The sequence below is a fragment of the Aquitalea sp. FG25 genome, assembly GCF_057809375.1.
The window spans coordinates 37,611-56,734 of the sequence record NZ_JBMDJV010000007.1 but is presented as its reverse complement, the minus strand read 5'-3'; the positions used below and the strand labels follow the sequence as shown (position 1 = coordinate 56,734).

The following is a 19,124-nucleotide window of genomic DNA, read 5'->3' as shown; positions in this document are numbered from 1 at the left end:
ACGCAGCCATTGTGTTGCTTACCAAGCTATACATAAAATCGATTATTCACATACGAGGTATCCACACCATGGATATGAATCCTGGCGACCTGCCGCTGCTGGTTTCGCTCAACGCGCTGATTGAAGAGTGCAATGTGACACGCGCGGCGGGCCGGCTACATCTGAGCCAACCGGCCATGTCGGCACAGTTGGCGCGGCTGCGCACGCTGTTCGACGATGCCTTGCTGGTTCCATCTGAAAGCGGTCGCGGCATGGTGCCGACACCGCGCGCCCTGGCCCTGGCCGAACCACTGCGCGAGGCGCTGCGCCAGCTTAGGGATGTCGTCGAGACACCTGCTGATTTCAACCCGCTGCGCGCAGAGCGCACTTTTCACATCGCGGCCAACGATAACGCCATCATCATGCTGGGCCTGGAAATGGTGAAGAGAATGGATCAATCCGGCGGCCCGGGTTTGCGGATCGCATTTCACGAACCCACGATCGATCACATTGTCGGCCAGATGGAGCGCGGCGAAATCGACCTCCTGCTGGCTACAACGCGGACGATACCCGGTGCGCTGAAGGCGGTACCGCTGTGTACCGAGCAATACGTCATGGCTCAGCGCAAAGCGCACCCAAGGGGGACGGCGGAGCTGACGCTTGCCAGCTACTGCGCGCAGTCGCACGTGCTGGTGTCGGGCAAGGGCAATTTCAGCAGCTTCATCGACGCACTGCTTGCGCAATCCAATCACCGGCGCAGCGTCGCCGTCTCCATCCCGCACTACAGTCTGGTTCCCGGTCTTCTGACCTGTACCGATCATGTATGCACGCTGCCGATCCGCTTCCTCAATCGCTTTGCAGACCAGCTTGACCTGTTCCCACTGCCCTTTGACTTGCCTGCATTTGCGATTTCGATGGCATGGCATGCCCGTAGCGGCAAGGACCCCGCCTTGATCTGGCTACGAGCGCAGATATCCGCGCTGTCACAGCAGACATTGAACTAGCGAGCACCACGGGGTCTGCCGCTGTTTTTATTCGCATCAGCACGCAGCGGCGCGGGTTGGTGTCCTCTTCGCACGCGTTGGGCGCGAGTGTGGAGTGGTCATGGTTGTGACTCCTGTTTAGAAAGGGATGGATTGGTTAATAGATCAACAGGCTTGGGTAGATGCGATGAGTGCCCCCTGCTGGCGCAGATGTGCCTGGATTCGATCGGTATAGTCTTCGCCCACGGCCTCCCTGACGCTAGTGCGCGCAGCCAGCGCGGAGCGCCAGGCCGAGATACGCGGAAGGCCATCGAAGACTTGCTGAGCGACCGCCGGGTCAATGATTCCGAAGTAGCGGAACAGTGGGGCGTACACCGCATCGACCATGCCAAAGTCCGCACCCGCGAAGTAAGGCCCGCTGCCGAGTTCTGACTCCAGCTTGCCGAGCCGTTCGCGGAAGGTGGCGCGCTTGGTGTCTGCAGTCATGGCGTCGCGTGCGTGGAGGAATTGCCAACCCTCGGTGAAGGTCTGGGTAGCAAACTCGATCCATGCCCGGTGCCGGGCGCGAGACAGCGCATCAACGGGGTACATCGGCGTGCCGTCTTGCGTTTCGTTGAGGTATTCGCAGATGACCACGCTTTCAAAGAGAATCGCTTCTTCCCCGTTAGCCTGGGGCACCTTGAGTAAGGGAACGTTGCCGGTTGGCGAAAGTGCCAGGAACCAGTCTGGCTTGGCGGAGAGGTCAATATTGATTCGATCGAATTCAACGCCCTTCTCAAGAAGTACGATCGCAGCGCGTTGGACGAAGGGACACAGCGGATGGCTTATGAGGGTTAGTGCAGTCATGGTGATGTAAAGCTCTGGCTGGATTGTGGGGGAGGAAACAGGGAACACGGGAGGTGCGTGTCGCTGTTTCCTCTGCTTGGACAGGAGGGCTGTCGCTCAATGCTGAAGCTGATCTTTAGCGCCTCGTTGCCTTAACCAGACATCAAGACGCCTGCACCAACTCCAAGCTTGCGTAATCAACGGTTGAGCAGGCGGCCGCCATCAACAACGATTTCCGATCCAACCGTCCATTGGGACTCGTCGGACGCCAGGTACAGCACCGCCTTGGCCACCTCGTCGGCACTACCAAAACGGCCGAGTGGGATGGTGGCGGCAATGTCCTTGTTCACTTGCTCGCGATAGGCGTCGGGAATACCCAGCTTGTCGTACAGTGGCGTAGCAACCGGACCAGGGCTTACCGCGTTGACACGGATGCCGCGCCCCAGCAACTCAGTCGACAGCGTCTTCGACATGTTCAGGAATGCAGCCTTCGTGGCGGCATAGACGGATGAGCGGTCTGCGCCGGTATGCGCACTGACAGACGTTGTAAGTACGACGGAGGCAGGATTTGCAAAAACCGGAAGCAATGCCTGAAGCAGGAAATACGGCCCCTTGACGTTGATATCGAACGAGCGATCGAACATCTCTTCCGTCCATTCCTCGATGGGCAGCCAGACAGATACACCGGCATTGAGGAAGGCGACGTCAAGCTTGCCATAGTGGTCCTTGACGGTTTGTGCCAGTTCCTTTTGTGCCGTGATGCTGGCCGAGTCGGCGCGCAGAACCAGAACCTCAGACCCCAGCTCGGCCTGGGCCTTTGCGATCGAATCGGGACTCACACCCGTGACGATAACGCGGGCACCTTCAGCCAGAAACTGCTTTGCGGTTTCCAGACCGATGCCGATGGTGCCGCCAGTGATGAGAGTACGTTTACCTTGCAAGCGTGACATGGAGTTCTCCTGTGAGTGACAACCAACCGTGGTTGACGAGGAGAAGTGTGCAGTCATGCGAATGAAACGATAAGATGGCACTTTTGAATATATTTCATGCTGCCAGTGCATGAATAGGGGGCGCATGGACCGATTTCTCTTGATGACATGCTTTGCGCGCGCCGTAGAGACCGGTAGCTTTTCTGCCGCAGCGCGCGATCTGGGCCTGGGGCAACCAAACGTCAGTCGCTACGTGGCAGCGCTGGAAGATCATCTGCAAACGCGGCTGCTACATCGATCAACACGCAAGCTGTCTTTGACGCCTGAAGGGGAACGTTACTATGCAGATATTCGGCGAATTTTAGATGCGGTGGACGAGTCCGAATCGTCTTTCAGGAACATCGTTGAGCCATCGGGGCTGCTGCGGGTAGCCTGTCCGACAGCGCTTGCCCACGCGTTTGTATTGCCGTACGTACCGATGTTTTTGGAACGGTACCCCCAATTGACCTTGGATCTTCAGCTCAACGATCGCTATGTAGACCTCGTCAATGAAGGGACCGAACTCGCCATCCGCATCGGACACCTGGAGGACAGTACACTACGCGCCCGACGCATAGGATCGTACGACCGCGTCTTTGTTGCCAGTGAAGATTATCTGGAGAAACGCGGGGTTCCGCAGACACCTGAAGACCTGCGCAACCACGACTGCGTGATCTACACACTACTGTCTTCCGGTGCGATTTGGCGCTTTCGTGACATTGAAATTCCAGTCTCCGGCAAGTTTCGCGTGAACTCACCAGACGCGGTTAGCACAGCGGTCACCGCCGGTCTGGGGGTTGGGCATGGACCGGCATGGCTGTTTGATGAAGGAATAAAGAGCGGTCGCTTGAAGTTCATTCTAACGGGATATTCTGCTCCGGCCGTCCCCGTCCAGATCGTTTATGTTGCAAACAGACTTCTGCCAACACGAGCGACGGTGTTCATGGACTTCATTGCGGACGTGTTTTCACGCATCCCCAGTTTCAATCAGGCTATTTCCTTGTCAAAGCCCTAGTGGATTGATGGCTGCCAACAACTCAGGTACAGCCTGCAGCGCAGTCCCGCTCTCCGTAGACAGCGGGACTGCGCAGACGGCTTTCACGCTTCAACGGCAGGCGCCAAGCCCCGAGCTTCGTGAAGAATCCATTGCGCAAACGCTTGTAGTGGCCCTCCACTTAACGCGATCGGCTCAGGAAGAACGAGGCAGAAGTTTTTGCTAATCGTTTTGCCGTCCGGCCAGGGCGCGACCAAACGGCCTTGTTCAAGCTCTTCCATGACGTAAAGACGTGGCACCAATGCCACCCCCAAGCCGGCTAGTGCCGCCTCAATCAGCATGGCGTGGAGGTCGTAACGCGCCCCCACCGCCGAATTGGTCAGCATGATGCCGACCTCTTGCGCATAAGCCTGCCATGCGTCCGGATTTTGTCGCCGATGAAGGCGTGGCAATTCATCTAGCGATATGCCCGCGTCGGCTTCTGCAAGCAGCACCGGACTACAAACCGGCACGAGCACCTCCTCCAGCAGGTGATGTAGATGCATACCCGCCCACGCTGGATGCGCAAAATGGATTGCTGCATCGAAACCACTACCCGCCAGAATGAAGGGCTCCATGCGCTCGGCAATATGTACGGTAATGTTTGGATGCTGATGTTGAAAGCGTTTCAGCCGAGGAATCAGCCAACGTGTGGCAAAGGTCGGAATTGCGGCAATATCAATGCTGCCGCCCTCGATGGGCTGCTCCATCAGATAGAGGCTATCCCGTTCCAGCCGATCCAGAGTTTCCCGAACCTGCGCCGCGTATCGCTTGCCGTTAGGCGCAAGACGGACCCGATTTCCCACGCGCTCGAACAGCGCAACACCCAAAAACGCCTCCAATCGACCGATCTGACGGCTGACGGCACCCTCGGTCAGCGCTAATTCCTCAGCCGCGCGGGCGAAGCTGCCGTGTCGAGCCGCAGCCTCAAAAGCCTGGAGCGCGGAATTGCTTGGAATCTTACGTCGCATTCGAGTCTCGCTAATGGGTATGTATTCAATGCCAGCTTGAGCAAATGTCACTAAAGGCTGACTTTATATCGCTATATGAACGCAGATTGTCCGCTTAGCATTACGTTACAGCAAGTTCCCACCTTCTCTAAGGACAATCTGATGATCTACACCGTGGAATGCAGCTTCACCGACCCCATCAGCGAAGCCGAATGGAACAACTTCTACAGCCTTGAAAAACTACCCGCGCTCATCTCGGTGACAGGCTTTCACACATCGCAGCGCTTCAAGGCCTTAAGCAAGGATTGCCCGATCTACCTGGCCGTCCACACCATTGAAAATCTCGACGTGCTGACTGGAGAGGAATATCGCCAGAAAGGCGGCGGCAATTTTGCAAGGTGGCAGCAATACATCACCGACTGGCACCGAAATCTCTATAGCGATATTGGCCTTGCGCCTGCGGTTAATGCAGACGAACTTCTCGTGCTGTGTGCTGGCGGCCCCGAACCGCTGATCCAGATAGGCCTCACGCCCTTGGCCATGCGCGCTGTTGCGCTGGAGAAGTTTCCGGAACGCCGTTGGCTCGCAAGACTGCCTCGGCAAAACACACTACTTGTCGAGAGCCTGCCAGAAGGCGTCCATCTCTACGCGCCAATGACGGAACAACTGACGCGCTCCTGCACCGTTTCCACCGAACAGGAAGAATAGGCCCGCGATGCCAAATGTCACTTTCTATCTTCCTACGGGACAAATGCCACCTGATACAAGGCTTGCCGAGCTTTCCAGCGACTGTGTTGAACTCTGTACGCGCATTCTTGGCGCTGCACTGGAAAACGTTCATGTCATCCATGTCGCGGTTCGGCATGGGTACGGACAAGCTGTCTTTGCGGAAATCCAATATCGCCTTGAGACATTTCGCACGCCCCCATTAATGAATCAGTTTACGCAAGCCCTGGACGACGCCATCGCGCGCCACACCGGTCTCACGGCGCGCATCCGTTGCTTTGGGTATGCCGCATCGGACATTCACGCCCGAAATTAGCAAGTTTTCTGGAGAAAAATTGTGTCCATCTTTACCTTTCCAAGTCAGCGAATCGGGGATTTCACGATTACCGCAATCAGCGACGGCTACCTCAGCGCCAGCCTGGACTTTCTCTCGAATATCGCCCCGTCAGAGGCCTCCAGAATGCAAAGCGATGCCGGACAGCAGGAACCTTCCGCCGTGCACATCAATTGCTACTTGGTACGCGGCGCGGGTCGCACAATTCTCATTGACGGTGGGGCTGGAGGCATCAAGCAATGGGGTGGGCAGCTGAGAACCAATTTATCGCTGGCAGGCGTTGAGCCCGCCGGGATCGACACCATCCTGCTGACGCATGCGCATCCCGACCACGTTGGAGGACTCGTGGACACCAGCGGACACATTACCTTTCCGAATGCGGAACTTGTTGTTCATCAGCGAGAGCTCGAATTTTGGCAGGATGATGGCAATCTAAGCCGCTCCAGCGCGCGTGCGCGCGGTAACTTCCTGATCGCGCGTCAAGTGTTCGACGGCTACCGCGACCAGCTCCGTCCTTTCGATGGCGGCGACGTGCTACCTGGTATCAAAGCAATGCCGCTACCGGGACACACCGATGGGCACGCCGGATATCTTCTCGAATCTCATGATCAAGGCGTGCTTGTCTGGGGAGATATTGTTCATTTCCCTCACATCCAGATTGAGCGGCCAGAGGTATCGATTGCATTCGATCAGGATCCATCCCTGGCCGCCATTACCCGATCACGGCTTCTGGACCTGGTGAGTTCTGAGGGGCTTTTGATCGCCGGCATGCATTTGGGGGAACTTGGCTTCGCACGAATAAAGCAAATGCGCGGAAGCTACGGTCTGCTTTACGAGGGCGAAGCATGAGGTCGCGCATGGCACTGGCCGATTCCAGCCTCTGAAAAATGAAAAACCGGACCTCTATCCGAAAACTGGGTAGATGTCCGCTCAGGCCGAACGACCGCCGAAGTTAGCCCTACGCCAGATAGTCTGGCCAAGCCAGCCCATGGCTAGTTCAATGAAAACGGCTGTTTCACCCATTTCACCAATCTAAACAGCCATTCGTATCTGGATGATCGGGCCGAATATGCTTCGGCCTCTAGCTGCTTTCGCTTTGCACTCTTTGCGGACCTAGCCAGATTTGGACAGCGGTCGCTCAGGAAGGTAGCGCAAACCGGTGCCACGCGGTTTTAACTCGTAGCGTCCAGCAACTGCCGGCTTAGGCAGGACGCCTGCGGGGGCGTTTTCTCAGCAAGCGGCTCCCTGTCGCTCACTGAAAGTGCGCCCCAGGGGGACGGTCGCAGCGGCCTGCTGGCGGGGGCGCAATCGGACAGGCCCGGTTTTGCTAGGCCGGACCAGCCTGCGTCGCCGCCAGGAATCGCGACGCATAGCGGGCCGGAATATCCGACTGGGCGAACAACTCAAACAGCTCGACGTCAAGGTGCCCTCCTCTTGCCATATGCCGCATGATGTCCAGGGATTCATCTGCGCTTTTCCCCTGTTTATAGGGGCGGTCGGTTGCCGTCAGTGCTTCAAATACGTCGGCAATGGCCATCATGCGCGCGGGGATGCTCATGGACGCGGCCGGGATGGATTTGGGATAACCCTTGCTATCAATCCGCTCGTGGTGACCGCCGGCTATTTCCGGCACGGCCTTCAAGTGTCGGGGAAAAGGCATGGCTTCCAGCATCTTGATGGTCAGTACGATGTGCTCGTTGATCTTGTAACGTTCTTCGTCGGTCAATGTACCTCGTTGGATAGATAGGTTCTTGATTTCGCCACGGTCGTAGAGCAGTTCTGGCACTTGCATCCGGAATCCCCACGGGTTGTCATCGGCAAAAGATTGCCCCTGCGGACGCGCAATTCGATGCTCGGGTTTGTCGCTGAGCAGATATTCCCGGGCTGGCAATGATTCGCTGCTTCTGCCGCAACGGCGGCGCATTTCATCGTGCGACAGGCCGAGGCTGTCGTCGATGGTCCGTGTCCAGGTTCTTGCCGCGATCTGCCTGATGCGTGCGATTGCATCCTCTGACATATATTCACTGCCCAGATTACACTCGGCGACAAACGCAAAATCCTCATCCAGGGCTTTCAATTCGACGGCGAGTTGCTCGGCTTCCATGGCAGGCAGTCCTTGCGGGTATGCCGCTTTCCAGTGACTCAGCTCCGCCTCGCGTTTACATACCTCGAAACGCGTCCGGATTTCGTGAATCCGGTCGTACAGCGTTTCCAGTTTGGTTGCCTTGTCGACAACATATTCGGGGGTGACCACCTTGCCGCAGTCGTGCAACCATGCCGCAATGTGCACGGCTTCGCGCATCTCGTCGTCGATGTTGAAGTTGGCAACGCAGGGGGCATCGCTGTTGCCGGCCAGTTCAACCAACCATTCCGTCAGGATGGGAACACGGTGACAGTGGCCGCCCGTATGCGGGCTTTTGGCATCCACTGCTTCTGCCAGCAACTGGATGAAAGATTCAAACAGCCGCTTTTGCTGAACAACCAATTCTCGTGATTCCAGCGTCAAGGCAGCAAAACCGGAAAGCGCTTCGACAAAACTGCGGTGATGTTCGCTGAATGCTTGCTGGCGCTCAATAATGAGCAGACCCAGAAGTTGGCCCCGTCGGCCGGACAGGGGCAGCATCAGTGCATAGCGCCCATCAATCGGCTCATCCAGACGAAAGTGGGCATCGCCATTTTCCTCGCGTTGCCGCTGGTACTTCGCTAACCAATCATTGCCGTTGCGATCCCCGCGCTGTGCACGCAAAGTCCAGTTCGTGCCGTCCTGAATGTAGAGCCAGGCAAACTCGCCTTGTGCAGCTTCGCTTGTTTCTTCCACGACCATCGGCAGTAATTTGTCGAGGTCCGCTTCGCGCGAAACTTTTCCTAGCAAGTGTAAAAAATTTTCGGTGCTCGTCCGCGCGCGCTCAAGCCCGGTTTCCAGTTGGGCAATTTCGGCAATACGGGTTTTGGATTGATCAAACTGCCGGAAATCAAAATTGACCAGTGCGTTGGCTCGGTCTGCCAGTGTCTGGAATACCAAAGCGATCCGGTCTGCATTGCGTTGCGCAAGCAGCAGGGTAAGAAGCGTTATCAGCAAGGTGAGGGCCAGCAAAAAGTTGCGCAGCTTCTGGGCCTTCGCCAACAGGCGGTCACGTGGAACGGCAACGTGGAGGAAAATGTCATCATATTTCTGCAGCTTGACATTAGCCGTGCCCATCCACCAGGACTGACCGTTCGGATCGACCATCCATTTCAGGTCTTTGCCATCCGCAATGCCCCCTTTTTCAACCAAGCCCTTGAAGAAGACGTTGGCGCTGCTTTCGTTAAGATTGGCGGAAATGATTGCGCCGGTTTGCTCGAACAGACCAATATAGCCAGCATAGGCGGTTGCCATTCTGGCCAACTCTTCTTGCAGGGATTCGAGGCTGATATCCATCGCGATCACCCAGCCATCGTGCATGTCGTTGGCAAGAGTGATACCGATTTTCCCTGAGGAATAAAACTTGTAGGTTTCGGTGCGCAATACCCCACTATTTTGACGACTAGCCTGATACCAGGGCCTGCTACGCGGGTCATAGCTTTCAGTGCCCGGCATCTGCTTACGCTGCAGAATACGCAGCTTGTCATCCAGATAAACCCAGTCCTGGGTTTCGCCCCGGCTCTTGTCAACCCTTTGTAGTTGGACAAGCCAGCGCGCCTCCGGGGTCGCCTTGAATTTGGTGTGGTCCCATTTATCCCTGAGTGCGCGCAGCAATAGAAGCTGACCTTGCGGGCCGCCAACATAGACACTGTTGAGCATGGGTTGATCGCGCAATATCGATGTTTGCGCGGAAAGGCGGTCCAACCAGTCTTTTTCCTGTCCCGTTTTCAGGTCGGGCACATTGGAAAGCAGTTTCAGCAAGGTGGTAGCCGGGAGCAACAAATGATTCATGGCGGCACCGGACTCATTGGTGATCAACCTTAACGTCGCTTCTGCCTCGTCCTCCGCTACCTTGCTCATCAAGGCATAAGCACCCAGCGTAAATGCCAGGCCAATCAGGAGGACAAGTCCCCCCATCTGGTACTGAAAATATCGGCGGATCTTGATCATGGCATATCCTTTGGAGGCGGGATTCGGGCCTGGACGTACTCTTGCCGCATTTCTCAGAGTGTGGTTTTAGCCTGCGTGAGTAATTTACCTGATTTTCTGTCAGTGATTTGGCATAAATGGGGGCGTCGTCATCGCGCCGGTTTTGGCAAATTCTGTGACGGGTTCAGCCTGGGGCGTATTCCCGGAGAGCAACGGGCCGTGCCAAGGTGTGGCAGGTAGGCTGTCCCAGGTGCCGCGCGCTGACATTGCTTGGCTTTGGAATGGTACTGCCAGTCCCTGTAACGCCCGCCACTAGAGCGCGTCACAGTTACCAAATCAAATATGGATGCAAGCAAGATGCTGCAGGATATGCGGATGAGGCGATCTGCGCTGTGGGGCATTCAGCACGTACTCACTGAGTCCCCCTTGAGTCACCCGTCATTGACAGCACCGACAAGTGCTTCTGAATCGCCCCGGCTTCTATAAACACGCTTTAGCCGCTGCAACAAGTTTGCTATGAAGCATACCGACTTGGCAGCGGGCTGTTTGACACTAAGGCATCGAACACTGTCTCCGGGTTTGCTTGGCACCAATACTTGAAGTACAGCTGCTTCTGCTGATTGGCAAACAGGCTTTCAACCGTTGTTGCGCTTGGAATCAGTGCGCGCGCTTCATCCCATTGCTGAGCCACCACTGCAATTGGCATGCCATCGTAGCCTCCCACTTCGACAATCCAGGTGGCTTTACCACCTGATATGCTTGCAAGCCTGCACGCTTTTTTCGCCTGGTAGAGCAGCTCTGAAAGAGACGCCGCAGGGGGTACGGAAAACGAGCAGGCATGCGATGCACAGTCATCTCCTGCGCAGACACTATCTCTGTCGACCATCAGCACAATGGATTCTGCTAGTGAAGTCATTTTCAGTCGCTTTGCGTGGAACTCGTTGCCCAAGTCTACTGGACGTCTCTGCGGATCACTGTCTTGGCAAACCGCCTGTCAGAGCTGCCGGTGTTAAGGTCACAAGTCGGCCAAAGCGATCGGTGAGATTAGCTGGTAATAACGACCGCTTTACACCGAATTTCGGACAAGCTCACGCTTGATATCACTGTTATTGCTTGGAGAAAACACCATGAAACATGTATTGGGACTGTGTCCGGGTCTGCTGCTGAGCAGCCAGGTAATGGCATTTGGCGAAACTGGTCGCTAGCGCAGCAGTTGGGGCCTGGGCACCAGTGAATAGCCAGCATCAATGCGCAACATAACCAGTTGTATATCGCCTACAACCTGCTGAAGACCGCTGCTGGCAGCGCGGCAGGCTTTCATGCCCGCTCGCCATTCATTTACAGTGCATGTTCGCATACCCGATTCCGCCCCTGCTGCTTGGCCTGATAACAGGCAGCATCCGCCAGATTCAGCCACTCATCCCAGCTGCGGCCGGGGCCATCCAGCCAGACCAGACCAATACTCACGGTGACCTTGCATTTTTCACCCGCCATGTCGATTTCCTGCGCAGCCAGCTGCAAGCGTAGCCGCTCTGCCAGGCTACGGGCCTCGGCCTGACTCACCTGCGCCAGGAAAATCACAAACTCCTCGCCGCCAAAGCGGGCAATCAGGTCTTGCTCTCGCAATGTGGCTTGCAGCGCCTGCGCAGCCACCGCCAACACCCGATCCCCACCCAGATGGCCAAAGCAATCGTTCACGCGCTTGAAGTGGTCGACATCCGCCATGATGATGGCGTTGCCCGCCTCTGCCTGCGCAGGCAAGCGCGCAAACAGGTAACGGCGATTACCCACGCCCGTCAGTTCGTCCCGTTCGCTGGCCTGACGCAGCCTGATTGCGGCCCGCTCGGACAGAAAGGTCAGCACCAGCAACACCAGGGTGAAATTGCAGATGATCTGCGCGAAGAAAGCCCAGGACAGCAACTGCCGGGACCAGGCACTGCTCACTATCCAGTAACACTCGCTGCCATACAGCAGGGCACTGAGCAACAGCGTCAGGCTAAGCAGCAATCGGGAAGCCAGCGGCTCTGCATGACGGTCATGCCACATGCAGAATGCCGCCGCCAACAGGAAGAAAAACGCATTGAAATGAAACACCGCCGCACGCTGCTCATTGTGCGCGATAAAACCTGTAAGCATGCCGACAAGCAGCCACAGCAGCGGCACCAGGGCCACCCGCAGCCTCCAGGCGCACCAACGCGGGCTGCTCAGCTCGGCCAAACCGCTCCACAGGGCAACATAGCCGCCGACGCCAAGCAAAAAATGCACATACCGCCACAAGAACGGCCAGGGCAGCAGCGCAAGCTCGCTCAGCCCCGCCAGCCCACCCCCGACCGCCAGCACCGCCAGCGCCAGCGCAATCCGCCCAAGCCCGGTTTCATTGCGCTGGTGACGCCATGCATTCAATACGGCGCAGGTACCAGCAATCAACGATGTCGAATACAAAAACAGCACCGTTGGCAGATCCAGCATCAGCATGGTAATGGAATTGCTCATAAACTCGCCCTTGATGACTCACTTCACGGTTGGCGAGCGGGCATGCCAGTTCTCTTGATCCAATCCATTCATCGTGCATTGCCCGTCATGCTAGCACAGCTGTTTTGAAGTACTGTTTACCAGTCGACAAACAAACCAGCACCAGCCCTCACCCCCCGGCCAACTGCGCGCGCCAACGCGGGGCGGCAAAGTCCAGAAAAGCGCGCAGTTTGATGGGCAACCTGCCTTGCGCCGCATACACCAGGCTCACCGGCCATGCCGCCGGCTCGAAATCCGCCAGCACAATCTGCACCCGGCCTGCGCGCCTTGCCGGTTTGCACTGGTAAAACAGCACACGAGTAAGGCCAAGGCCGCCGCAGGCGGCATCCAGCGCCGCCGCTGCCCTGTTGACGACTAGATACATTTGTGGCCGCTTCCTATGGGAAAGTGGCCATTTTTCATGGGTCACTAAGTCGTCTGCTCTGGCCGACCAACTGAGGGTGCGTCAGCCTGGTCGGCGGCAGTTCGGTCGAAGCGGCCATTCGCCCCTTAAATAACCAATGGCCACTGTCGCAGTGGAAATGCAGCCATCGCGGTTTAGCAAACCGGGGGCGATGCACCTTGTTGATAGATCAAGTCTGATACCTTAAATACACCGTGTGCATCCTAATGCATTGACTGGATATAGGCCGCCAGTGCCTGGATTTGCTTGTCATCCAGTGTTTTGACAATCGCCTGCATCTCTACAGCGGATGGTCGTTGCGTACTGGCAAATACATGTAACTGTTTTTCGACATAGGGCGCATGTTGGCCAGCCAGGCGCGGTCCGACTTCACTCCCCTCACCGTTGGGACCATGGCAGGCCATGCAGGGCGGTGTGCCCTTGGCTTCATTGCCGTTGCGGAACAACTGCTCGCCCTGTTTGGCAAGTTCCGGCTCCACGGCAGCCGTATTCGGCAGGGGTTTCTGGCTGGAGAAATACTCCGCAATGTCGGCAATGGTCTTGTCATCCAGCGTGGCGGCTATGCCCCACATATAGTCATGGGCAGATTCATCACTGCGGCTGTGGTTCTTGAGCGCCTGCAGCTGATTGACGATATAGCCTGCCTGCTGCCCGGCCAGGCGCGGGAACAAGGGAGAGCTGCTATTGCCATCTGCGGTATGGCAATTGGCACACCATTGCCGCGCCAGATCTTCTGCACTACCGGCCGCGATGACTTGCAGGGGGAGCAGGGAAATCATCCCAAACAGCGCAATTCTGGTAATTTTCATGGCCATCGCTCCTAGAAAGCTATCCACGTATAAAGATAGGTCGTGTTGTTGTCCCGCGCATTACGCCCATTGCCATCGTAGTTGAGACTGGCTCCCTGATATTTGGTGTAGCCGGTATATTGCAAGCCAACCCGCCAGTTGGGCTTGATCATGTAGTTGAATTCCAGGATATAACCGGTGGTATCCGGACTGCCGGTATTGCTCCAGGCGGTCCAGTCGGTTGTACCATGCTCGCCAAAATAGCCGATGCTCAGCCCGTAGGTGTGTTGATACCAATAGCTTGCCTTGGCGCGAAAACTATTCAATTTGCTATTGGCAGCTGCCCGGTCATTGCCGATATGCGAGGCATCCCAGTCGGTACTTTCATGGATATAGGAAAGCTGGGTGGTGAAGATATGCGGATCGGACAAATACTGGTACTGCATGTCAATGCCACGGTCGTGGTAATGATCGAGCGGTGAATTGGTATCGGTGCCATCGGTATGGACTTTGGCATCCATACCGAACACGCCGACAGCCAGGGAATGCATGCCCCAGTCCCGGTTATAGGCAAAGCGCAAGTAGGGATTATTGCCACTCAGACGGTTGCTCAGGTCTACACCATGGCTGAGGAAGGAGAACGGGCCATCCGCCACGCGATAGCTGCCTATTTCGGCATACCAGTTCTTGTTGAGAAAAGCATAGGCACTGAGCCCGGCTACTTGCTGGGCCAGCCCGCCTTCAATCAGGGTTGCCTGTGGCCCGATTCCCCAGACACTGGCTAGTCGCGATGACTGGTAGGGATAGCCGAATGCCGGGGTGGAATTCCATACATCCTGCACCGTCGGATTGTTATTCAACGTCAGGCCGTAGATCAAATCCAGGTCGGCCTTGGCAATATGCCAGCTCAGCCGCCAATCATTATTGTCGACCGTGGTTTTGCCATTAAAGGCCGTGCTGCCATCAGACTGGGTTGTGCTATTGAGATTGTTGTAAGTCCATTGGGAAAACATGCCAGCGTGATCACCCACCTTGCCCGCAATAAACAGGCTGCCGCCCTCCAGCTGCAATTGATTATTACGCGGGTAGCTGCTGTCATTGCCCTGCGTATTGGATACCTTGCTGACTGAGCCCACTGCCATTACAGCAACGGGAAAGAGCTGTGTCGTACCTAATGTATATCCGGATAATTTGAACAGCCGACCATAAGGCGTCAGCTCGGGGAAGCTGACATGACAGGCCACACATGCTTCTCCGGTTTGTCGTGCATAGCTGGGTAAGGCAAGAGCCTGCTGTTGGAAGATCAACATCAACAAGGGATAAAAAACAGACAAGCAAGCGAGGCGGTAGAGATTTTTCATGTCCAGCTCCCGTAATTGTTCTAAGGAGAACTACCTAATGCAAGCCTATGCCTTGTCTGCCAATGCACATCCGACACAGGATATCTATTGATATACCGCAAACAAATGCCATGTAAATTGTTGTAAGGATCGCACTTTTTTGGCTTGAACTGGATTTCATCGCCCATACACTGCCAGCTGCGACAAGGCATTGATGCAATGCCGGTATGAGCGGCATACAATCCTTCCGCCAAGACGCGGGCGAGTGCGCATGCACGCAAACGGTGGCGTCATGACCGATCACAATTTGCGAAGCGATTACACAAGGGAAGGTCTGAACAAGCCTGCATTTTGCTGAGCCAGAGCACATCCAACCAGTTTGGGTAGTACCGGGTAAGGATGGGTATCCACAAGGCGATGGAAACCGGGCCTTTGCTTTTACATCTTAGCCAAGCAGCGCCATTCTCGCCTGCCACAGTAGCGCGGGGCATTTGTTGCCGCTCTGCCGCAATGGGGCATGCCGCTGAATCGAGGAATAGCAGTCCTAGCCAACCTCAAGCCCCGGAAAAACTGGCCTCACATCCGCACCTGGCAGCGCTATATTTGACGGTGATGATGGGCTTGTCCCAAGACAACGCCGTGGATCGATCAATCGCGCTACCATGGAGCCGTTAATGGCCATGAAATCCCTTAGTCAGGATGCGGTGTCTGTCGCCCTTACGGCGCGGTGCGACAACAAGGAGATAATGTGATCGAACACATATCGGAGGCCGCCTTACGGCATGGCTTGGCGGGAGATGAGTTCTGGCCGGCCTTTCAGCCCCAGTTGAATCTGGTCAGCGGCCACGTTTGCGGCTTTGAAGTGCTGGCGCGCTGGGATTCCCCACAGCATGGTCGTGTCTCCCCGGCCACCTTTATTCCCCTGGCCGAACGCAGCGGCATGTTGCATGCCTTGCTGTTGAAACTCATGGGTGAAGCTTGCCGCGTGGTCGCAACATGGCCGGGGCAGTTCTCGCTGGCATTCAACCTGGCACCCAGCCAGTTTCTGTTGCCAACGCTGGTTACCGACCTGCTCGATACCGTATGCAGCAGTGGTTTTCCCCTGTCACGAGTGGTCATTGAAATTACCGAAAGCGAGCTATTCCACGATAGCGCCGCTGTGCAGCAGGTGCTGGGCGACCTCAAACAACACGGCATGGCGCTGTCGCTGGATGATTTCGGCACCGGCTATTCCAGCCTAACCCGGCTGTATTCACTGCCGTTCGACGAACTTAAGATTGATGCCAGTTTCGTTGCGGCATTAGACAGTGATACACAGTCGCTGCGAATCGTGACTGCCGTACTGGGGCTTGGCCAAAGTCTGGGGCTAACCGTTGTGGCCGAAGGTGTAGAAAGCACGTCACAGGCTGCCGTACTGCGCAAGCTGGGCTGCAATGCGGGCCAGGGCTTTCTGTGGTCACCTGCCGTGCCTGCTGCACAAGCCTTGCAGCTCCTGCAGACATGGGGTGGAGAGGCACCCCAGACCACGCTGGACCTATCGCCGTTCCAGCGCCTGCATCAGCTGGAAGCACTGTATCAGGATGCACCAGTGGGCTTGTGCTTCATCGATTGCCAGATGCGCATTGTCAGTGCCAACCAGCTGCTGGCCCGCTATCTGGGTGTGGAGCTGGACTACATCCTGCGTAAACCAGTCAGCCAGATATTCGGCCATGAAATGACCCCCAACCTCATGGCGGTGCTGGTGCGGGTGATGGCGGGTGAAGTCTGCGAAACCACCGAGTACTGCCATCAGCCCAGTGGCACCACCTTCCTGATTACCCATCAACGGATTACCGATGCCCAGCAACTACCGCTGGGCGTGTCCTTGGTATTAGTCGACATTACCAGCCGTATCGAGGCAGAGAAGCAGCTGCGGGAAAGCGAAACCCACTTCCGCACCGTGCTGGAACTAGGCCCCAATGTCACCTGGCGAGCCGGTCCTGATGGGCTGGTTGACTATATGGGTGAATTCGTCGATTGCCCGGCAGACTCCAGTTATCAGGAGCGTCATGCCTGCTGGCTGGCACGCATGAATCCCGATGACCGCGTACGGGTACGCGAAACCTGGCTGAAACATCTGCCCAGCAAGCAGCCGTTTCTTATAGAGTTTCGCATTTTGTGGCCGGATGGCAGCTGGCGCTGGATGCGCAGCCGTGCCTTTCCCGCCCAAAACGAGCAAGGCGAGGTACTGGCCTGGTACGGCATCATTTCCGATGTCACCACCGAGCACGCCTTGGCGCTGCGCGTGGCGGCGCTGGAGCAGAAACTGCACGAACGTCAGTCTAGCCCCATGCGTTAGCAGGGGGTGAAGCGCCCTGCTTCTGTAGATACGTTTACGACGGCAATCAATATAGAAGCGAAGGTCGAGATTGTGGCTATACCTGGCTGCGTTGGCCGACGATCTGCCCCCTTTCCATGCAAGGCGGGGGCCATCCATACGCGGGGGCTGGCGAGTATTCAGACCTGGCGGCCCCGAAAGATGGGGCGCCCATCCCCCCTATGGCAGTAAGCCGCGCGCTGAAGCCGGATTTCCCTGATTCGGTTGATGGCAGCACGATCTGCCATCAAGTACCTGCCCATCGCTCCATTAAAAACAGCAACTTGCTTGCTAACTCTGCAGAGGGATGCAAATAGGCAGGACTGAAATCTGAATCCCCCTGGCGCTGGCAGACTGTGCATTCACCGTGCGCTCAGCGCTCATCCGGCACAACAACGCGCATCGGCCGCGTTCCAATCTTTGCTCCGGTCACTTCATCCACCGCAATCGCTTTAATTTCCGTCCCCGTTTCGGCGTCGAAAAACTGCGTCAGCTTGCCACCACCCCGGTACTTGCGGCCCCACGCCCCGATCATGAACAGCACCGGCAAAAAATCCCGCCCGGCAGCCGTCAATAGATATTCCTCACGCGGCGGGTGCTCGGAGTAGCGCCGCTTTTCCAGTAGACCCTCGTCAGTCAGCGTCGCCAGACGACGGGTCAGCATCGTGGGTGCAATACCCATGCTCTTGCGGAATTGGTCGAAACGGGTCAGTCCGGCATGGGCATCACGCAGGATCAAAATGCTCCAGGCATCACCGGCAACGCTCAGGCTGCGGGAGATCGGGCAAGGGTTCTCACAACTATTTTCAGTGTCCATACTATTTTGATAGTGACTTATCGGTAAATTGGTAGTATTGTTCGTATCACTTTGATACTAACACTTCACGGACTAGCAATCCACTCGTCGGGAGATTTCATTGATGAGCACGCACAATACAAGCACTCAATCGTTTGCCAAGACCGCCGCAGACCGGCATGCCACGCATGTCATGCAGCCGGTACGCAAAGAGAAATGGCAGGATGTGCCAACCCGCACCATTGACGTTGGTGGCGTGGCCTTTGCCTATCGCGATCTTGGCCCCGACTCCGGAGTGCCCGTTATTTTTCTGCATCATCTGATGGCGGTACTGGACGATTGGGACCCGCGCGTTATCGATGGCATTGCCGCCAAGCGTCGCGTCATCGCCTTTGACAATCGCGGAGTGGGTGCCTCGACCGGCCGTGTGCCCGATACGGTGGAAGAGATGGGGCGCGATGCCATTGCCTTTATCCGGGCCATGGGCTTCACACAGGTGGACTTGCTCGGCTTCTCCTTGGGCGGCGGTGTAGCCCAAATGGTGGCATTGCAAGCGCCAGACCTGGTGCGACGCATCGTGCTGGCCGGCACCGGGCCGCGTGGTGGTGGCGGCATTGAAAAGGTAACCAAAGTGGCCGTCATGGCCTACATCAAGGCAGCGTTAACCTGGAGCGATGCCCGACATTTTCTGTTTTTCCCTCGCACCCCGGAAGGCAAGCGCGCGGCGCGGGATTACTTCACCGCCCTGAAAATGCGCAGCACAAATCGCGACAAGGGCATTTCCCTGCAAGCCCGGCTTGCCCAATTGAATGCCATCAAGACTGCAGGGCTGAGTGCGCCAGACGATCTCTCGGTCATCACGCAGCCGGTTTTTGTCGCCAACGGTGACCGGGACCTGATGGTGGACAGCAGCCATTCCGCAGACATGGCGCGCCGCTTGCCCAATGCACAGCTCACGATCTATCCCGACTCAGGACACGGCGGTGTGTTTCAGCACTACCGGACGTTTGTGCCAGCCGTGTTGGACTTCCTCGCAGATTGAACTGACAAGACAACACTA

The 19,124-nt window shown here is 56.6% G+C and carries 17 protein-coding genes; 7 read left to right on the top strand and 10 right to left on the bottom strand.

Annotation, left to right across the window (positions count from 1 at the left end; genetic code table 11):
* Positions 1-68 precede the first annotated feature (68 nt).
* Positions 69-983, top strand: a complete 915-nt coding sequence (locus tag ACODR9_RS08105; protein WP_488808693.1) for a LysR family transcriptional regulator — start codon at positions 69-71, stop codon at positions 981-983.
* A gap of 144 nt (positions 984-1,127) precedes the next feature.
* Here the strand turns inward: ACODR9_RS08105 and ACODR9_RS08100 are convergent, their stop codons facing one another.
* Together ACODR9_RS08100 and ACODR9_RS08095 are read right to left on the bottom strand one after the other, a co-directional pair.
* Entirely contained in the window at positions 1,128-1,808 is a 681-nt protein-coding gene (locus ACODR9_RS08100; protein ID WP_488808692.1) for a glutathione S-transferase family protein, read from the bottom strand.
* A 176-nt stretch (positions 1,809-1,984) separates the two neighbouring features.
* Complete coding sequence (locus tag ACODR9_RS08095; protein ID WP_488808691.1) at positions 1,985-2,737, bottom strand: SDR family oxidoreductase; 753 nt, start codon at positions 2,735-2,737, stop codon at positions 1,985-1,987.
* A gap of 124 nt (positions 2,738-2,861) precedes the next feature.
* On the opposite strand from ACODR9_RS08095, the gene ACODR9_RS08090 reads away from it, so the two are divergent.
* Positions 2,862-3,770 (top strand): LysR family transcriptional regulator, encoded by a 909-nt coding sequence (locus tag ACODR9_RS08090; RefSeq protein ID WP_488808690.1) that lies wholly within the window; start codon positions 2,862-2,864, stop codon positions 3,768-3,770.
* Positions 3,771-3,853: 83 nt separating this feature from the next.
* Here the strand turns inward: ACODR9_RS08090 and ACODR9_RS08085 are convergent, their stop codons facing one another.
* On the bottom strand, positions 3,854-4,759 hold the full coding sequence (locus ACODR9_RS08085) for a LysR substrate-binding domain-containing protein (protein ID WP_488808689.1): 906 nt from the start codon (positions 4,757-4,759) through the stop codon (positions 3,854-3,856).
* Between the two features lie 141 nt (positions 4,760-4,900).
* Here ACODR9_RS08085 and ACODR9_RS08080 point away from each other — a divergent pair, with 141 nt between their 5' ends.
* The 3 genes from ACODR9_RS08080 to ACODR9_RS08070 are packed head-to-tail and all read left to right on the top strand — an operon-like array spanning position 4,901 to position 6,647.
* Entirely contained in the window at positions 4,901-5,446 is a 546-nt protein-coding gene (locus tag ACODR9_RS08080) for a hypothetical protein (RefSeq protein WP_488808688.1), read from the top strand.
* Between the two features lie 7 nt (positions 5,447-5,453).
* Entirely contained in the window at positions 5,454-5,780 is a 327-nt protein-coding gene (locus tag ACODR9_RS08075; protein ID WP_488808687.1) for a hypothetical protein, read from the top strand.
* Between the two features lie 21 nt (positions 5,781-5,801).
* Complete coding sequence (locus ACODR9_RS08070) at positions 5,802-6,647, top strand: MBL fold metallo-hydrolase (protein ID WP_488808686.1); 846 nt, start codon at positions 5,802-5,804, stop codon at positions 6,645-6,647.
* Positions 6,648-7,125: 478 nt separating this feature from the next.
* Here ACODR9_RS08070 and ACODR9_RS08065 read toward each other — a convergent pair whose 3' ends face one another.
* The 6 genes from ACODR9_RS08065 to ACODR9_RS08040 form a co-directional block, all read right to left on the bottom strand.
* Positions 7,126-9,870 carry an HD domain-containing phosphohydrolase gene (locus tag ACODR9_RS08065; RefSeq protein WP_488808684.1) on the bottom strand — a complete coding sequence of 915 codons (2,745 nt, stop codon included), beginning with the start codon at positions 9,868-9,870 and terminating at the stop codon, positions 7,126-7,128.
* A 493-nt stretch (positions 9,871-10,363) separates the two neighbouring features.
* Entirely contained in the window at positions 10,364-10,765 is a 402-nt protein-coding gene (locus tag ACODR9_RS08060) for a hypothetical protein (protein ID WP_488808683.1), read from the bottom strand.
* A gap of 422 nt (positions 10,766-11,187) precedes the next feature.
* Positions 11,188-12,342, bottom strand: a complete 1,155-nt coding sequence (locus tag ACODR9_RS08055; RefSeq protein ID WP_488808682.1) for a GGDEF domain-containing protein — start codon at positions 12,340-12,342, stop codon at positions 11,188-11,190.
* 148 nt (positions 12,343-12,490) lie between these two features.
* Positions 12,491-12,790, bottom strand: a complete 300-nt coding sequence (locus ACODR9_RS08050) for a LysR substrate-binding domain-containing protein (protein ID WP_488808681.1) — start codon at positions 12,788-12,790, stop codon at positions 12,491-12,493.
* Positions 12,791-12,987: 197 nt separating this feature from the next.
* Positions 12,988-13,593 carry a c-type cytochrome gene (locus tag ACODR9_RS08045; protein WP_488808680.1) on the bottom strand — a complete coding sequence of 202 codons (606 nt, stop codon included), beginning with the start codon at positions 13,591-13,593 and terminating at the stop codon, positions 12,988-12,990.
* An 11-nt stretch (positions 13,594-13,604) separates the two neighbouring features.
* Complete coding sequence (locus ACODR9_RS08040; protein WP_488808679.1) at positions 13,605-14,933, bottom strand: hypothetical protein; 1,329 nt, start codon at positions 14,931-14,933, stop codon at positions 13,605-13,607.
* Between the two features lie 727 nt (positions 14,934-15,660).
* Between ACODR9_RS08040 and ACODR9_RS08035 the strand changes: the two genes are divergently transcribed.
* Complete coding sequence (locus ACODR9_RS08035) at positions 15,661-17,250, top strand: EAL domain-containing protein (protein WP_488808677.1); 1,590 nt, start codon at positions 15,661-15,663, stop codon at positions 17,248-17,250.
* A gap of 391 nt (positions 17,251-17,641) precedes the next feature.
* Here the strand turns inward: ACODR9_RS08035 and ACODR9_RS08030 are convergent, their stop codons facing one another.
* On the bottom strand, positions 17,642-18,085 hold the full coding sequence (locus ACODR9_RS08030) for a winged helix-turn-helix transcriptional regulator (RefSeq protein WP_488808676.1): 444 nt from the start codon (positions 18,083-18,085) through the stop codon (positions 17,642-17,644).
* 103 nt (positions 18,086-18,188) lie between these two features.
* On the opposite strand from ACODR9_RS08030, the gene ACODR9_RS08025 reads away from it, so the two are divergent.
* Positions 18,189-19,106 carry an alpha/beta fold hydrolase gene (locus ACODR9_RS08025; RefSeq protein ID WP_488808674.1) on the top strand — a complete coding sequence of 306 codons (918 nt, stop codon included), beginning with the start codon at positions 18,189-18,191 and terminating at the stop codon, positions 19,104-19,106.
* The last annotated feature ends 18 nt before the right edge of the window (positions 19,107-19,124 follow it).

Excerpts from the sequence above, each read along its gene's own strand:
- ACODR9_RS08105 (WP_488808693.1), top strand. The coding sequence starts at position 69 with ATGGATATGAATCCTGGCGACCTGCCGCTGCTGGTTTCGCTCAACGCG.
- ACODR9_RS08045 (WP_488808680.1), bottom strand. The coding sequence starts at position 13,593 with ATGAAAATTACCAGAATTGCGCTGTTTGGGATGATTTCCCTGCTCCCC.
- ACODR9_RS08040 (WP_488808679.1), bottom strand. The coding sequence starts at position 14,933 with ATGAAAAATCTCTACCGCCTCGCTTGCTTGTCTGTTTTTTATCCCTTG.
- ACODR9_RS08025 (WP_488808674.1), top strand. The coding sequence starts at position 18,189 with ATGAGCACGCACAATACAAGCACTCAATCGTTTGCCAAGACCGCCGCA.
- ACODR9_RS08100 (WP_488808692.1), bottom strand. The coding sequence starts at position 1,808 with ATGACTGCACTAACCCTCATAAGCCATCCGCTGTGTCCCTTCGTCCAA.
- ACODR9_RS08055 (WP_488808682.1), bottom strand. The coding sequence starts at position 12,342 with ATGAGCAATTCCATTACCATGCTGATGCTGGATCTGCCAACGGTGCTG.
- ACODR9_RS08090 (WP_488808690.1), top strand. The coding sequence starts at position 2,862 with ATGGACCGATTTCTCTTGATGACATGCTTTGCGCGCGCCGTAGAGACC.
- ACODR9_RS08075 (WP_488808687.1), top strand. The coding sequence starts at position 5,454 with ATGCCAAATGTCACTTTCTATCTTCCTACGGGACAAATGCCACCTGAT.
- ACODR9_RS08095 (WP_488808691.1), bottom strand. The coding sequence starts at position 2,737 with ATGTCACGCTTGCAAGGTAAACGTACTCTCATCACTGGCGGCACCATC.
- ACODR9_RS08085 (WP_488808689.1), bottom strand. The coding sequence starts at position 4,759 with ATGCGACGTAAGATTCCAAGCAATTCCGCGCTCCAGGCTTTTGAGGCT.
- ACODR9_RS08080 (WP_488808688.1), top strand. The coding sequence starts at position 4,901 with ATGATCTACACCGTGGAATGCAGCTTCACCGACCCCATCAGCGAAGCC.
- ACODR9_RS08030 (WP_488808676.1), bottom strand. The coding sequence starts at position 18,085 with ATGGACACTGAAAATAGTTGTGAGAACCCTTGCCCGATCTCCCGCAGC.
- ACODR9_RS08060 (WP_488808683.1), bottom strand. The coding sequence starts at position 10,765 with ATGACTTCACTAGCAGAATCCATTGTGCTGATGGTCGACAGAGATAGT.
- ACODR9_RS08065 (WP_488808684.1), bottom strand. The coding sequence starts at position 9,870 with ATGATCAAGATCCGCCGATATTTTCAGTACCAGATGGGGGGACTTGTC.